The sequence below is a fragment of the Acaryochloris marina S15 genome, assembly GCF_018336915.1.
Classification (GTDB): Bacteria; Cyanobacteriota; Cyanobacteriia; order Thermosynechococcales; family Thermosynechococcaceae; genus Acaryochloris; species Acaryochloris marina_A.
The window spans coordinates 2,437,894-2,453,868 of sequence record NZ_CP064923.1 but is presented as its reverse complement, the minus strand read 5'-3'; the positions used below and the strand labels follow the sequence as shown (position 1 = coordinate 2,453,868).

General features: G+C 44.8%; 14 protein-coding genes. 9 read left to right on the top strand and 5 right to left on the bottom strand.

Annotation, left to right across the window (positions count from 1 at the left end; genetic code table 11):
- The first annotated feature begins 6 nt into the window (after nucleotides 1-6).
- Nucleotides 7-1,149: a glycosyltransferase family protein gene (locus tag I1H34_RS11770; RefSeq protein WP_212665789.1), complete on the top strand. Its 1,143-nt coding sequence runs from the start codon at nucleotides 7-9 to the stop codon at nucleotides 1,147-1,149.
- A gap of 35 nt (nucleotides 1,150-1,184) precedes the next feature.
- Complete coding sequence (locus tag I1H34_RS11765; RefSeq protein ID WP_212665788.1) at nucleotides 1,185-2,354, top strand: glycosyltransferase family protein; 1,170 nt, start codon at nucleotides 1,185-1,187, stop codon at nucleotides 2,352-2,354.
- On the opposite strand, the gene I1H34_RS11760 is transcribed toward I1H34_RS11765, so the two are convergent.
- Nucleotides 2,343-3,299, bottom strand: coding sequence for a glycosyltransferase family 2 protein (locus tag I1H34_RS11760; protein WP_212665787.1), 957 nt, complete (start codon nucleotides 3,297-3,299; stop codon nucleotides 2,343-2,345). The genes I1H34_RS11765 and I1H34_RS11760 overlap by 12 nt on opposite strands.
- Before the next feature lie 356 nt (nucleotides 3,300-3,655).
- On the opposite strand from I1H34_RS11760, the gene I1H34_RS11755 reads away from it, so the two are divergent.
- Nucleotides 3,656-4,000: a carbon dioxide-concentrating mechanism protein CcmK gene (locus I1H34_RS11755; protein ID WP_212665786.1), complete on the top strand. Its 345-nt coding sequence runs from the start codon at nucleotides 3,656-3,658 to the stop codon at nucleotides 3,998-4,000.
- Between the two features lie 86 nt (nucleotides 4,001-4,086).
- The gene (gene purH / locus I1H34_RS11750) at nucleotides 4,087-5,661 is read left to right on the top strand and encodes a bifunctional phosphoribosylaminoimidazolecarboxamide formyltransferase/IMP cyclohydrolase (protein ID WP_212665785.1); all 1,575 of its coding nucleotides are present in this window, start codon (nucleotides 4,087-4,089) and stop codon (nucleotides 5,659-5,661) included.
- A gap of 12 nt (nucleotides 5,662-5,673) precedes the next feature.
- On the opposite strand, the gene I1H34_RS11745 is transcribed toward purH, so the two are convergent.
- A complete protein-coding gene (locus I1H34_RS11745) occupies nucleotides 5,674-7,050 on the bottom strand; it encodes a cytochrome P450 (RefSeq protein WP_212665784.1) in 1,377 nt (458 codons plus the stop codon).
- A 146-nt stretch (nucleotides 7,051-7,196) separates the two neighbouring features.
- On the opposite strand from I1H34_RS11745, the gene I1H34_RS11740 reads away from it, so the two are divergent.
- Together I1H34_RS11740 and I1H34_RS11735 are read left to right on the top strand one after the other, a co-directional pair.
- On the top strand, nucleotides 7,197-8,117 hold the full coding sequence (locus I1H34_RS11740) for a DUF4434 domain-containing protein (RefSeq protein WP_212665783.1): 921 nt from the start codon (nucleotides 7,197-7,199) through the stop codon (nucleotides 8,115-8,117).
- A gap of 143 nt (nucleotides 8,118-8,260) precedes the next feature.
- The gene (locus I1H34_RS11735; protein ID WP_212665782.1) at nucleotides 8,261-9,205 is read left to right on the top strand and encodes an endonuclease/exonuclease/phosphatase family protein; all 945 of its coding nucleotides are present in this window, start codon (nucleotides 8,261-8,263) and stop codon (nucleotides 9,203-9,205) included.
- Between the two features lie 15 nt (nucleotides 9,206-9,220).
- Here the strand turns inward: I1H34_RS11735 and I1H34_RS11730 are convergent, their stop codons facing one another.
- A complete protein-coding gene (locus I1H34_RS11730; protein ID WP_212665781.1) occupies nucleotides 9,221-10,600 on the bottom strand; it encodes a serine/threonine protein kinase in 1,380 nt (459 codons plus the stop codon).
- A gap of 110 nt (nucleotides 10,601-10,710) precedes the next feature.
- Nucleotides 10,711-11,589 carry a DUF72 domain-containing protein gene (locus tag I1H34_RS11725; RefSeq protein WP_212665780.1) on the bottom strand — a complete coding sequence of 293 codons (879 nt, stop codon included), beginning with the start codon at nucleotides 11,587-11,589 and terminating at the stop codon, nucleotides 10,711-10,713.
- Between the two features lie 85 nt (nucleotides 11,590-11,674).
- On the opposite strand from I1H34_RS11725, the gene I1H34_RS11720 reads away from it, so the two are divergent.
- From I1H34_RS11720 to mraY, 3 genes are all read left to right on the top strand, one after another.
- A complete protein-coding gene (locus tag I1H34_RS11720) occupies nucleotides 11,675-13,603 on the top strand; it encodes an ABC-F family ATP-binding cassette domain-containing protein (protein WP_212665779.1) in 1,929 nt (642 codons plus the stop codon).
- Nucleotides 13,604-13,748: 145 nt separating this feature from the next.
- Nucleotides 13,749-13,967: a DUF3134 domain-containing protein gene (locus I1H34_RS11715; protein WP_212665778.1), complete on the top strand. Its 219-nt coding sequence runs from the start codon at nucleotides 13,749-13,751 to the stop codon at nucleotides 13,965-13,967.
- 10 nt (nucleotides 13,968-13,977) lie between these two features.
- Nucleotides 13,978-15,093, top strand: coding sequence for a phospho-N-acetylmuramoyl-pentapeptide-transferase (mraY, locus tag I1H34_RS11710; protein ID WP_212665777.1), 1,116 nt, complete (start codon nucleotides 13,978-13,980; stop codon nucleotides 15,091-15,093).
- 17 nt (nucleotides 15,094-15,110) lie between these two features.
- Here mraY and gloB read toward each other — a convergent pair whose 3' ends face one another.
- Entirely contained in the window at nucleotides 15,111-15,884 is a 774-nt protein-coding gene (gene gloB, locus I1H34_RS11705; RefSeq protein ID WP_212665776.1) for a hydroxyacylglutathione hydrolase, read from the bottom strand.
- Nucleotides 15,885-15,975 lie beyond the last annotated feature (91 nt).

Genomic DNA, 15,975 nt, shown 5'->3' with positions numbered 1-15,975 from the left:
AATTTCATGAAAAAAGTTCTAGTTATTTCTTTTTCCAATCTCAAGACTGACCCTAGAGTATATAGACAAATTCTATTTTTAAAAAGTGTTGAAGATTTCGATATTACAGCAGTGGGTTATTGTTCTCCAGATATAAGTGGACTCAATTCCATTTCAATAAAAAAAGTTAAAGGTAGTATAACTAGCAAATTAACTAGAGGATTTCAATTAAAAAGCAATCAATTTGAGAAATACTACTGGACATCTCCACCAGTCAAAGAATCATTAAATAAGCTTAAAGACAATTTTTTTGACTTAATAATTGCTAATGATATCAATACACTGCCATTGGTAGTTTTTTTGGCTAAAAAAAATGGTGCAAAAGTTTTATTGGATGCTCATGAATATCAACCAAGACAATTTGATGATAGGTGGCTTTTTCGATTTTTCTTTCAAGATTACTGGGACTATATTTGTCGTACATACTTACCTAAAGCCGACGCTATGGTAACAGTATGTCAGGGTATAGCAGAAGAATATTCAAAGAATTATGGCATTGAATGCGGAGTGCTTACAAATGCACCTTTCCAAGAATTATTGAAACCTAGTCCTGTCGACGATCAAAGTATTAGGATGATTTATCATGGTTTTCTCAATAGTTCTAGAAAAATTGAGAATATGCTCTATTTAATGGATCTGCTTGATGAAAGATTTAGCCTTGATTTAATGGTTATCCCTAATCAAGGAGGCTATTTGCAAAAACTACAAAAACTGGTCTCAATCAGAAAACGCATCAGCTTTCGTGAGCCAGTACCAATGCCTCAAATATCTAGGGCTTTAAATGAATATGATATAGGCCTCTTTCTACTATGGCCAGCATCATTTAATTATCGTTTAGCATTACCCAATAAACTCTTTGAATATATTCAGGGTTGTTTAGCCGTTGCTATATGGCCATCTCAAGAAATGGTCCGAGTTGTTCATGAGTATAATTGCGGAGTTGTTTCAGATGATTTTACGCTTGAATCCATGGCTAAAGTACTAAATAATCTTTCTACTGAAGAGATTAAGAAATTTAAGGAGAATTCACGTATTGCATCCCCTCATCTATGTGCAGAAAAAAATCGTGATATTTTACTTGATACTGTGGCTTCACTAATAAGTGATTAACATCATAGATTCAGGGAATATTAACTTATTTATCAATGAAAGGTACTTATTTATCAAATATTGATCCTGATAATGTCCAAGGGTATGACGTAAAAATAAGTGGACAAGTAAGTGGTTTCAATAAACTAAATATAGATATAGATTTAATATGCTTTACTCCTAATTCGGACATCATATGTAGGGAAAGTTTTATTCATGTTACTCCATCATTGAGTACGAATATACTAAAACATAATGTCAGAAATTTAGTTCTTAGAAGGATCTATCTTTATTTTTTCACAATCAGAAAATTATGGCAGCAATCATCTGATTTCTTATACCTTAGACATCCTCGTTCTGATCCTTTATTCATCCTTTTTTTGACGTTGATTCGTTTGTTGTATGGCAAAATCACAATATTTTATGAAATACCGACTTATCCGTATGATCATGAGTATGAAAATACTACTAAAGTAAAAGATAAGATAGTATTTTTCTTTGATAGAATGTGCCGAAAACAACTTAAAAAGTATATCACTAGAATAGTTGTTGTTTCCTTCTATCAGCCAATTTTCGATATCCCTATATTAAGTATTTCAAACGGAATAAATATTTCAGAGACCATAGAATTAAATCGACCACCTTCTCTCAACAAATCAATTCATATTATTGGTGTTGGAAATATTGAGTTTTGGCATGGATTTGATCGAGTAATTAGTGGGCTTAAGAATTATTATATTAGTTCTGTTAAGCCAGAAATTGATATTAACTTTCATATTGTTAGTCCCTACAACAAATGTATAGAAGAACTATTATCGCATTCGGAGTCTTCTCATTTAATTGATAAAATTAAATACCATGGCGAAAATTATGGGGATAAGCTTAATAAACTTTATGATCAATGCCATCTTGCCATTGGCGATTTAGGCTGTCATAGAAAGGGTATGGAAGAAACTGCCGCTCTTAAGGTTCGTGAATATGCTGCTAGAGGTATACCTTTTGTAAGCAGTGCTAAGGATCCAGACTTCCCAAATTCATTCCCCTATAGACTTCTTCTAAAAGCTGATGATACTCCTATTAACATGTCTGAGCTAGTTGAATTTGTTTTGGGAATTTACGAAGATACCGAGCACCCAAAAAAAATTTATGATTATGCAGTAAATCACCTTGACTGGTCAATCAAGCTCAAAAAAGTGATTGAGGCTATTCCATCTTCAAATACATGAAGTTTTTGGTCTAAAAAAACTGATTAACAGGAATCTTAGAAGCTTCCATTTAAACACTGCTTTTTGTGAGTTTAATTGTACTGTATTAAACAGAGAAAGAGTTTTTCTCGTATTCTTAAAATTTCCTATTCTTAAATAACGAATTGAACCTGCAAGGATAAATTGATGAAAGTAATTAGTCTTGCAAAATTCAAGCAATTCTAGATCTAACCACTGTTCAGCCTCTATCCAATCGAATAATGACAACAGTTGGTTCACAACTGACTCATTGAACATGTTCATAGTCAGTGCATCAGCATGAACTGTGTAATTCGCGGTTGTGATAGGGACACAACACACGCCATACGCATTGAAAATGCGAATCCAAAGATGAATATCAGCTATTCCACCTACCTTTTCATCAAAATAGCCGACTTGTTGAAAGACATCACGCTGTAATACGATCCCTGGAAATCTTACAAAAGAAGAATTAAGTAGCAATTGCTGAAGTGCAGCCCTTCGGTCTAGATATTCCATCTTTGAAAACTGTTGTTTCTTCCGCACATGTTCTTTAGCCGTTACGACGTTCACTCCAAATAGAAAAGCCGATGTTTGAGGATGCGCTTGTACCGTTTCCAGAATATTAGCGATGGCCCCTGTCTCTAAATAGTCATCATCGTGGAGGATCAGAATATACTTTCCTTTCGCCATTTGGATGCAGCGGTTCCAGTTTTGGGCCATGCCTAAGCTGGGAGAATTAACTTGATACTGCCAAGGCCCTTGCCAGCCTGAGAGTGACTGATGGGAAATTTGACCACACTCAGCAATAGTGGAATCATCCGAAACAACAATTTCGATTTGAGCTTGCTGAGTTTCAGGTGTTGTAAGAATTGATGCTAGTGCCCTAGAAAACCATTTGGGCCGATTGTACGCCGGAATGCAAATACTCAAAACAGGGGTTGACATTTGTGGAGCATCTCTACCACATAAGGTTGATGTCAGAATTTAAACTATTTGGTGACTAATGTTGAAGAGTAACCAGAGGACATGAAAATTACCTCATCCTGACTAGATATAGTGTTCACATATCAGCGAGTAAAGTTACTCAAGCCCGCATTTCTTCAGAAGAAATAATAATCTTTACTGCAGGATGTAAAGTTTAGGCTTTGACATTGACAGAATACTTTGTAGGTTCATGTCAAACCATTAGACTACAATTGCATAGCTAGATAGTGCAATATTGCATCATCAGTGAAAGTAATAATTCATTCTTCGGAATCTTTACGAGATTGAGTTTTTTTTTAAGTTTGGGAGAATGACAGATGACGAATGGGGTTGTTTCACAGCAAGCCGTTGGGGCATTAGAAACATCGGGTTTGCCAGGAAACCTCTCAATTGCTGATGCTATGATCAAGGCTGGCCGGGTCACACTGGTGAGTTATATCAAGGCCGGTAGTGCTCGATTCGCCATTTGTTTTAGAGGCGATGTATCCGAAGTGAAGCGAGCCATGGACGCTGGGATTGCTGTGGTGGAGAACACCTATGGGGCAACATTACATACGTGGGTCATTATCCCTCGTCCTCATCCTAATGTGGAACAAGTTCTACCCATCGGCTACCCACCTGAAGTAGAAGAATATCGTCTGCAAGCAAATAAAGGGAAATAGTTGCAGCTTTTTACAGTAAATTTGTAATCCATTACAGCTATCTCTTCAATATGCTGTGAACAATGTAGTGTTTTCAGAATTCGATAATGACACGTTTAGCCCTCTTAAGTACATCAGATAAAACTGGTCTGGTGGAATTGGCCCAGCAGTTGATCAATGGATATGGTTTTACCTTGGTTAGTAGTGGAGGGACAGCAGCAGCCTTAGAGAAAGCAGGGTTGCCAGTCACAAAGGTGTCGGACTATACCGGATCACCTGAAATCTTGGGGGGGCGAGTCAAGACTCTTCATCCTCGAATTCATGGCGGGATTCTGGCCCGTCGCAGTTTAGAGTCGGATATACAGGATTTATCGGATAACAATATCCAAGGGATTGACTTGGTTGTTGTTAATCTCTATCCCTTTGAACAGACGATTGCCAAACAAAAGACTCAGGGAATTACTGATCCAGACCAAGCATTGGCAGATGCTGTTGAACAAATCGATATCGGCGGACCGACGATGATTCGGGCTGCCGCTAAAAACCATGCCCATGTGACCGTGTTATGCGACCCCCAGCAGTATGAGTCTTATTTGCAAGAGCTGAAGCAAGGGAAAGGAGAGACGTCACTGCCATTTCGACAGGCCTGTGCGCTCAAGGTGTTTGAGAGAATGGCGAGTTATGATCTTGTGATCGCAACCCACCTCCGCCAATCTATCGCCTCTTCCGATTCCCAAACCCAGCTCTCCATATTGGGTACAGCTAAACAAACCCTTCGCTATGGCGAAAATCCCCACCAAAATGCAGTTTGGTATCAAGAAAGCGATACGCCTTCGGGATGGGCTGCTGCTCAACAACTCCAGGGCAAAGAACTCAGCTACAACAACCTGGTTGATTTAGAAGCAGCTCGACGGGTGATCGCCGAGTTTGCCCAGGCTGAAACCCAGCCCACGGTAGCAATCCTTAAACACAACAATCCTTGCGGGGTGGCCCAAGGAGAAACCCTGCTTCAAGCCTATGAAAAAGCTCTAGCCGCTGATTCAGTCTCAGCCTTTGGCGGTATCGTTGCCATGAATCGCCCCATTGATAGCGATACGGCCCAGGTGCTCACCAAAACCTTTTTGGAATGTATTGTTGCCCCTGAGTGTCAGCCCGACGCAGCAGCTGTACTTCAGGCTAAATCTAACTTGCGGGTATTAGTGCTACCAGATTTAATTAGTGGTCCTGCGGTTACGGTCAAAGCGATCGCAGGCGGTTGGCTTGCCCAAGCAGCCGATGAAACTTTAACCCCGCCTGTTGATTGGCAAATCGTCACCCAAGCAAAGCCCACTGAAGCTCAGTTAGCGGAACTGCTGTTTGCCTGGAAAGTGGTCAAACATGTCAAATCCAATGCCATTGTGGTGACCAAAGACCACACCACCCTGGGAGTGGGTGCAGGCCAAATGAACCGCGTCGGTTCCGTCAATATTGCTCTACAGCAAGCAGGAGACCAGGCTCAAGGCGGAACTCTAGCAAGCGATGGCTTCTTTCCCTTTGATGATTCAGTACGGACAGCTGCCGCTGCCAGAATCACGGCCATTATTCAACCCGGTGGCAGTATTCGGGATAAAGACTCTATCCAAGCAGCCGATGAATTGGGAATTGTGATGGCCTTTACAGGCACTCGCCATTTTCTCCATTAACGTATTCGGGGCTCAGACGGTTTGTAGTGATTTAGGCGATCTCAGTCCTTTTTTCTGCACCTGAACCGATTGTTTTTGTCCCAAAGTCACCCCCCGACGCCCAGGTTGAACCGGTTGTTTATTGAGTAAGCCAAAATCACACTGGGTTAGCAGTGTTCCCAGAACAATTTTCATTTCGTACTGAGCCAATGCCGATCCAACACAGCGCCGCACCCCTCCTCCGAACGGCAAAAACTCATAGGGAGAAAACTTTCTTTCCAGAAAGCGTTCAGGGCGAAACTGTTGGGGATTGGGGTACAAATCTTCTCTTTGATGAATGAGATAAATGCTACCCATAAGTAACATGCCAGGCTCTAGCGAATAACCACACATTTCCATGGGTATCTCTACTCGACGAGGAAATGTCAACATCGCAACGGGATGAATACGAAGGGTTTCGTTACAGACGGCTGTGAGATAAGGGAGTTTGAGAAATTCGGCGGGATCATCTGGATTATCAACGGCATCTAGTTCTGCTAGTAATTTGTTCTTTACCTCTGGCAAAGAATGAATCCAGTACATGGCCCAGGTCAAAGCCGTGGCCGTCGTTTCATGGCCTGCTACCAGCAGCCCCATCATTTCATCTCGTAGCTCTTGATCCGTAAGGCCATGACCTTCTTCATCCCGAGCAGCTAGCAGCATCGAGAGAATATCTACCCGATCAAGATCTGGATTAGCCCGTCGCTCTCTAATTTCCGCAAACAGCAGCTCATCCGTTTGGGCTGCAATCTTAAGCAGACGGCCTCCCGGACTCCATGCCCCGTAGTCTTTTTGTAACCACGGCAAAAAGACGATGGCAGATGCCAAAGGAGACCCTGTCATATCCAAGCGAATTCGAAGTAACTGCTCAAGCTGTTGGTAGCGCTCACCTTGATGCAGCCCAAAAACTGCCTGCAGGATGACCTGCATGGTGATTTTTTGCATGATTCCACGAATACTCTGTGACTCATGCAGAGGCCATTGTGCGATCAGATCGGTACTGATTTGCTGAATAATTGCCCCATAAACGTTCAACCGCTCGCCATGAAAAGGTGGCAAAACCAACTGTCTGCGGTTTCGATGTTGATTGCCGCTGAGCAACATCATGTTTTGTTTACCCACCAAGGGTTCCAGAAGTTTGTTAACTTCCCCCGGTGATGTAAACTCCTTCCCCGTATCGTGGGTGAGGAGATACTGAACCGCTTTGGGCTCGTTCACCATAATCAAGGGAGCAGTATTGTCCCAAAGAACGCAAGCTTCGAATATGTCACCATACCGTTTGAAATTCGTATTCATATAACCCACTGGATCGAAGATCCACTGAGTTGTTTGTAGGGGCATCGGTGTGCTGGGAGAAGGCAGTGTTTGCATATTTACTGATCACTTGCTTCTGGAGGTCTCTAGCTGCATTCTATCAAAGCTGAAATAAGGCGGTAGGCAAGAGAAAAAAGTTGATCTTGCAACTACTTCAGAGATTGAGCGTATAGTAATGAAGTTAAACAGCCAAGCAGAATAATATGAGAATTTCTGGCACTTTTTTGGATGAGATCACCCACGATATTCCATCCAATAACTGGGGGCGGGCAGAATGGGCCGAAGATTTTCGCATCATGAAATCTGTTGGCATTGATACTGTGATCATGATCCGGGCAGGAGTAGGTCGAACTGCAGTTTGTCCTTCCCAGGTGCTCTCAGAACAGGCCGATATCTTTCCTGTCTATGAAGATCTAGTGGACCTGTTTCTAGATCTAGCTGAAGAAAATGAGATGACCTTTTTCTTTGGTACCTATGATTCCGCCACAAGACCGTCTAGAGAGCGTACTTTAGACCAGGAAGTACAGATGGGCAAAGATTTTATCGATGAAGTCTGGCAGAAATATGGACATCGACAAGCGTTTAAAGGCTGGTATCTCACCTTTGAGCTGGGCAAGATGGAGAAACACCGGGTTGAATGTCTCAGACAGTTGGGGGCTCACTGCAAAGGGCTGTCGCCTCATTTACCCAATATGATTTCACCCTATTTGCATGGCAGTAAATTGGTAGACGATCCTATTTCTCTAGATCAACATTGCGAAGACTGGGACGAAATCCTAGGGGTGTTGGCAGGAGCCGTTGATATTGTGGCCTTCCAAGACGGGCAGGTGGATTATGATGATTTGCCTGATTTCCTACGAGCCAACCGTGAACTGATTGCTAAGCATAGGATGCAGGCTTGGTCTAATGTGGAAAGCTTTGATCGAGATGTGCCGTTTGATTTTCCTCCCCTAGATTGGCGGAAGCTGTGGTGGAAAATGGAGGCGGCAGAACAATCTGGCGTTGAGAAGCTAATTACCTTTGAGTTTTCCCATTTTATGAGTCCCAACTCTTGCTGGCCAGCGGCAAAGAATCTCTTCAATCGCTACTGCGACCACTTGAGAAAAACGGGTGAATTGGATTAAACACCAGCTTTTGAAGACTTGGGATCAATTGCAGCTTTTGGGGGACTTGAGAGGGATAAGGATGCGATCTCAACCCACAATTCACGTCAAACACTAATAGGAAATTTTCCCTCACCCCTACTGCACCCCAGTTTTTTATCTTTATGTATTTTCGGTTGATATCCAGTGCATTAATGCTCATCAGCGGGCTACAAGTACTGGTTTATTACAGTCCTGTAAAGTTCCGTTGGCCGCTAGCCCTCCTGGTTGAGCTGTGGCCCTACTGGAGTGTCATTCCTTGCTTAAGTTTTATCCTGGTCATCGCCATCCCTAAGCTGCGACAGCAATCAGTTCGTATAAGTATTGCCACACTAATCCTAATTTTGATTGTGGCTCCTGTTCTCAATTGGATCGGTCTTCCCCAACTGGGTTCCGCTCCTAACGGATTGCGGGTGATGGCCTACAACCTCTGGATTGATAACCCCAATACCAATGCGATCGCACAATCAATCCAGAGTGAAAATCCAGATATTTTATTCCTATCAGAAGTCAACAAACCGGTGATGGCCGCACTGCAAACTCGGTTGGATTATCCCCATAATTATCGAACGGAGGGCGGCAATAATGCCCTGTTTAGTCGATATCCAATCCTGGAAGCAACAACAACAGACTTTGAAGTTAAAACCAAAGGCCGAACCTTTAACCTTATGGCAAAGCTTCAGGTTGAGGGTGACCCTGTAACGATCATTGGGATTCACCCACCTGTCCCCATCATTCCAAGATTTTTTCATATCCGTAATCAGCAATTGGATACCTTTGCCACAACTAGTCAGTCCATAGAAGGAAAACTAATCGTTTTAGGGGATTTTAATGCCACTCCTTGGTCTCCATATTTTCAGCGGTTTGAACGTTTAAGCCAACTTCAAAATGCAGGTCATCGTCAGTGGATTTGGGCAACTTGGTATTTCAATCAAACCCTGACAACCCGATATATCAAAATCCCATTGGACCACATCGAAACGCGAGGGTATAAGGCCCTCAAAACCTGGACCGGGCAGACAGGTGGCTCTGATCACAAGCCGATTATCACTGTTCTAGAGCCAACCTGATCTGTCTCGAAACCTCTAAGCAGTCAGTTGTAAGAAGTCTTGCAGCTCTGCAATTAGCCACTCATTTTCTAAGTTATCCAAATCCCCACTAAATTGATAAGTTTTTAATCCAGTCCGTATCTGGCAAACTTTGGTCGTATCTTTCCACGGCAATCGTTTGGTAATCCAAGCGACCTGATCGATATCAGGGGTTTTACCGGAAGTTTGATACTTTATCCCCAGCAAGGACCAACGAAGCTTAAAGTCAGTTCGATTGATTTCCAGATGGAACCGTCTGATCCGAAAAATCAGGTCAACCCCAAACACAGAGCCTGTGCCCACAAAAGGAAACGCGCAAAATATGCAGATGATAAAAGCTGCAATATTATGATTGGAAATGGCTGACACTTCTGGTGAAAAGGGCAACCACAATATACTGCTGCCAGCCCCCAATAAAACAATACTGAGAAGCACTTTGATCAAATTGTCGAGGCTAAACCAAGTGGCAGGGACATCAATGATCATGCCATCACCCTTTCGTTCCAACTTGACTCTGCTGCCCACAGGTTGACGAGCAATTCCACCTTTGCAATCTTCAATATCTCTTTCACCCTTGAGGACTGCCAAAGCCTCGGCAGCAGATGCAAATCGGTCTTCTGGCATTGGTGAAAGCATCATCTCTAACCAATTGGCAAAGGCCGTAGACACCTCGATTTCATCTCGAAAATCAATTTTAAAGTGGTGTTCCGGCAAGGCTGTAGGCGGACGTCCAGTCAAGAGAAATAACAGCGTCCCGGCCAATCCGTATAAATCCGTCGCCTTGGTTGCTTTACCCCGAAATTGTTCTGGGGCCATATAGCCATAGGTACCCACCACAGTGCTGCCATAGGTCTCTGAACCTTGCTCGCTAACCTGAACCGCTCCAAAATCGACGAGAACAATTTGGTGATTATCTTGCCGAATCAAATTTCGAGGTTTGATATCTCGATGAATCACAGGTGATGGCAGGCTATGCAGATAAGTCAGAATTTCCAACACTTGTTCAGCAATCTGTTTGGCTTCGTCTTCACTGGCACGCCAGCCATCGTGAACTAAATCAGCGAGGGAGGTGCCTTCAGCCAATTTTTGGGCAAGGTAGAATTGTCGATCTTCAGGTAAATCGACTTGAAAATAATCGAGGTAATGGGGAATAGCTGGGTGTTCTAACTGGGATAAAATTTGGGCTTCCCGTTCAAAGAGTTCTATCTTTTTCCAGTTATCCGCTTGACGTAAAGTCAGAACTTTTAAGGCTACCTGTTGATCGGTAAGCTGATCTTTGGCTCGATACGTAATACCACTTCCACCCTGTCCCAAAACGTCTAAAATCTCGTAACGCTGGGCAATGTGTTCACCGGACTGGTGAAGTAATAATTCCATTTTTCGCAGAAATTGTTGATTCTTCTATTTTAGCTCGCGAAAAAATAATCGCCTTTCAAGTGTCTGTTGAGCGGTGAATCTTAGTTGACTAACAACGACTGCAAGCTATTTCAAAACAAACTGAGCTGGGTTGAGGGAGGTGTGAGTTGATCCCAGGGTAACGGTGGAATATCGATCTGTTCCTGCAAAAGCTGTTGAAACAACTGAGCCGTTCTGGGGGACTGCTCTTCCAAAGGACAATGGACAAAGAAATAAGTATTAATCCCCTGTCGCAACCAGGTCTGTAGAATATTTACCCAATTTCCCAAAAACACATCATTTAATTCTTTTTGGGGATGACTGATATAGCGAACTACCGTAAAGGGTGCTGTCGCTGCAGGCTGTAGTGGCAGCTTCGGTTTACGGCGTTGAGAATGCACTTGTGGATCGTCCGGTCCTTGATAAATGGGGCGCGAGTCTAACAAGACTCTGCCAGCTTGGAGTGACGTCAACAAATTATTCAGTTTGTCAGCATGGGGCGGTTGAAACCATTGTGGATGTCGAACTTCTAAAGCTAAGGGTACATTAGACGAATTAATCTCAGTTAGGAACGTCGCTAAGTCCGGGAACTGTTGAGGACCATAACTGGGGGGCAGCTGGACGAAAAGCGGACCCAGTCGAGGACCTAAGCCTTGCATGAGCTGGATAAAATCAATCGCTTCATCAATATGGGGTTGTAATAGGCCCGCATGAGAGACGGTGCGGGGAAACTTGGGGCAAAATCGAAAGGATTCTGGAGTTTGCTCAGCCCAGCGACTAACCGTTTCTGAAGACGGTGTGGAGTAAAACGTAGCGTTGACTTCAACCGTCGTTAACCGTTCAGCATAAAGCTGTAGCAGCCGGCTGGAAGCACTGCCCTGGGGGTAAAAATCCCCCAGCCAACCCTTATAGGCCCAGATTGCACAACCTAAATAGAAATTGCCCTGGGGCTTGGATAATGTTGCAGTCATAGTTTCCCCCTACAATTGGAGTGTTTGCTTCCTTGAGACCCATTTCTCAAGAGGGAAATCTCCTTATTATCTCACCACAAATCAGATGAGCATTGTAACGCTACAGAGCATTCGCAAGGATTTTGGCATCAAGGAAATTCTGCGAGATGCGAGCTTTAGCATTGAACCCGATGACAAAATTGGTCTGATCGGTGTGAATGGCTCGGGCAAGTCCACAGTCCTGAAAATGATTGCCGGGATGGAATCCATTGATGGGGGCAAACGCCAAGTCAACTCGGGAGCAACTATTGTCTATCTGCCCCAACAGCCAGAACTAGACGATGAACTCACCGTCCTGGATCAGGTGTTTAACGACAGTAACGAGCAGATGCAGCTAGTCCGCACCTACGAGGACTTGTCCCATCAAATGTCTCAGGTAGAGGGGGCCGAACTAGACAACCTGATGGCCAAGCTAGCCGGAATTTCCGCCCAAATGGAGACGACAGGGGCCTGGGAACTAGAAACCAATGCCAAAATTATTTTGAGCAAATTGGGGATTACGGACTTTGAAGCGAGGGTTGGGGATCTCTCAGGTGGTTATCGGAAGCGCATTGCCCTAGCAACCGCTCTGCTCTCGGAACCTGATCTACTGTTGATGGATGAGCCTACCAACCATTTAGATGCTGAATCAGTGGAATGGTTACAGAGTTATCTAAAGCGCTATCGAGGAGCGTTGCTGTTGATTACCCACGATCGCTACTTTTTGGACCAAGTCACGAATCGGATTCTGGAAATTGATCGGGGGGATTTGTATACTTTTTCCGGCAACTATTCCTATTACTTAGAGAAGAAATCCTTGGCAGAAACCGCAGCTGCGAAAAGCCAACGCAAACATCAGGGCATCTTGCGGCGGGAGCTGGAATGGCTGAAACGGGGGCCAAAGGCCCGCAGCACTAAACAGCAGGCTCGAATAGACCGGATCCATAATATGCAGGATCAAACTTTTAAGGAAGCTCAGGGCAAAGTAGACATCGATACACCAGGTCGCCGCATTGGCAAAAAGGTGATTGAGCTGGTCCAGATTTCCAAAAGCTATGGTGATCGAACCTTAATTCAGGATTTTTCCTACGAATTTAGCCCTGAAGACCGCATCGGCATTATTGGTGGCAATGGCACCGGCAAGTCTACCTTAATGAACATCATGACCGGGCGAGTTGAGCCAGATGCAGGCCAGGTTGAGATAGGTCGGACCATCCATATTGGCTACTTCGACCAACATTCAGATGATCTGGTTGCCGCGTCCAACCAGGACCAGCGAGTGATTGACTACGTCAAAGAAGTGGGAGAGTTTATCCAAACGGCAGATGGCAGCCAGATTTCGGCCTCCCAGATGCTGGAGCGATTCTTGTTCCCGGGCAACCAGCAGTATGCCCCCATTCACAAACTGTCTGGAGGAGAGAAACGACGACTGTTTCTACTGCGGGTGCTGATGAGTGCCCCCAATGTGCTGATTTTGGACGAGCCCACCAATGATTTGGATGTGCAGACCCTAGCCGTCCTAGAAGACTATTTAGAAAATTTTAATGGCTGTGTGGTGGTGGTTTCTCACGATCGCTATTTTCTCGACCGGACCGTCGACTACATTTTTGCTTTGGAGGATGCTCAAGTTCGCCGCTATCCCGGCAATTATTCCATATATCTGGATATCAGGCAGGCCGAGGCATCAAAAGCAGAACTCAACCAGCCAGCAAAAGTCAAGGAGGCAGAAGTCACTCCAGAAGCACCTGTAAACGAGCCTCAAGACTCTGCTCGGTCTCGTCGTCTGTCGAATTATGAACGACGCGAGTTTGCCAATTTGGAAGATAAGATCCCGGAATTGGAAACGAAGAAAGCCAAATTAGAGACAACTCTATACGGCTCACCCCCTAATGATCTTTCTGAAGTACAGCAGCTCTCTGATCAACTCGCCACCCTGGAAGCAGAGATTGAGACCGCTACAGAGCGGTGGATGGAGTTAGCTGAATTAGAATCGTGAGATTCAGGTATTTTTATTTACCCATCGAGAAATTTTTTCCCAAACTTGACAGCGCTCTATGCTTGAAGAGTGCCAAATCCCCATTATCTGAGTAAGATAAGAAGCGGCATCCGCGCCAACACCATCCTTTTCGTCATCAAAAACAATGGAAAATCCATCTCTCCGTCAACAACCTCGCGAACAAAAAGCTCCGATTATGGAGTCTCGACAAGATGCATCTATCCTGGGATGGCTGGAAGGATCGGGTCGGTTAATGGATCGAGATAACCAGGAAAGGGCCAAAACGGTCGTAGGAGAAGAGGAAAGCGAAGAAATCAATGCCCTGATGGGTGGCGAAGAAGAGTCGGATGACGATGAGGATTAAGTAAAAAAACATGGTCCTTGCAAATAAGACCACTGCGTCAACTCGATCTGGGGCTGGCCGTAATTTGTATGGGTTATTGCTCCTGAGTTTAAGTGGCGTCGCTTTAGCCACTGATATTCATTCAGGTCGCACCGATACCCCTGCCCTGACGATTGTGGCTCCCCTATGGACAAGCACCCTATTGGTGACTCTACTGGGGTTTTGGGCGGTTCCGGTATTGCGATCGCTGAAAGCATCCCAAGTCATCCAAGCCGACGGTCCTCAAAGTCACCTCAAAAAAGCAGGCACGCCTACCATGGGCGGCATTTTCTTTATGCCAGTTGCCTTGGTACTGAGTTGGACCTGGGTGGCCACGACCAGCGCTAACGTACTCGAAGTATCAGCAGCCGTCCTCCTCACTCTATGTTTGGGGTTGGTGGGCTGGTTTGACGATTGGCAAATCCTGCGCAAGAAATCAAACAAGGGCATCTCAGCTAAGTTGCGATTGGGCATTGAGTTAGGCAGTGGTCTGATCTTCGGATTGTGGCTATTTTTAACCCGAACGGATATTAGCGGGTTGGCTTTACCCTTTGGGTTCACACTTCCGATTGGTGTGTTGTTTTTGGCCATCTCTACCTTTGTGGTGGCGGCAGAAAGTAATGCCGTCAACTTAACGGATGGCATGGATGGATTAGCAGCTGGGACAAGTGCGATCGCATTCCTCGGACTTGCCCTTGTGGTTGCTCCTAGTTGGCCGGGATTGATGATTTTCTGTGCCTGTCTATCGGGAAGCTGCTTAGGCTTTTTGGCCCACAACCATAATCCAGCTCAAGTTTTTATGGGCGATACCGGATCCTTGGCTTTGGGTGGTGCCCTAGCAGCAGTGGGACTGATTACCAATACCTTATGGGCATTGCTAATCCTTAGTGGTCTTTTTCTGGTGGAATCCCTATCCGTTATTGCTCAAGTCACCTACTACAAAGCCACTAAGGGACCGGATGGCGTAGGCAAACGTCTATTTAAGATGTCTCCCATTCACCATCACTTTGAGCAATCTGGCTGGCCCGAAGTCCGGGTCGTATCGACGTTTTACGCCTGCGTTGCTGTTTTAGCGGTGGCGGCCTGCGGCCTCAACGCCCTCAGCTAGTTTTCTTAATACACCTATTAAAACTGATCTTTCATACCCCGTAACCGTGCAAAACACTGGACCGGGGTATTGCTTTTTGTATGGGTTATTAAATGGGGCTGATCCCACCGCAGAAAGGGATTGGTTTGTTTTTCCAGACCAATGTCTGAAGGAACCGTCGGTTGGGATTGACAGCGAGCATCTTGCACCTGTTTATAGCGATTTTTTAGGTGTGAATTGTCTCCATCAACCGTGAGAGCAAACTGCAAATTTTTGAGGGTATATTCATGGGCGCACCAAACTCGGGTGCTCTCAGGTAAATTGCGCAGCTTACTTAGTGAATCCACCATCTGAGCTGGGGTACCTTCAAACAAACGTCCACATCCCCCTGCAAACAAGGTATCGCCACAAAATAGTTCACCCCCTTCTTCTCCTGAAGACGGGGGAAAGTAATAGGCAATATGGGCACGGGTATGGCCAGGGACAAAGTACACGTCAGCCGTGCGATTGGCAAAAGAGACCTGATCGCCCTGTTTTAGAAAGTGCTGCTGTCCGGGAATCCGACCTCGATCCTGTTCTCCCCCATAGACCACAGCGTTTGGAAAAGCCTGGAGGAGTTTCCGATTGCCCCCCACATGATCCGAATGGTGATGGGTGTTAAAGATCGCCACCAATTCAGCTCCCCAATCGTCCAATTTCTTGAGAACGGGCTGAGGATCAGCTGGATCAACCACAGCAGCGATATTCTGCTCTGGATCATGGAGAACAAAAATATAGTTATCAGAAAAGGCAGGTAGTCGGTGGATTTGCATATGCGATCGCAAAATTCAATTTCACTCACATTTTATTATTTTGCGATTCCAACAAGTGTTGCAAGTCTTGTTGAACGGCTTTCCTCAGCCA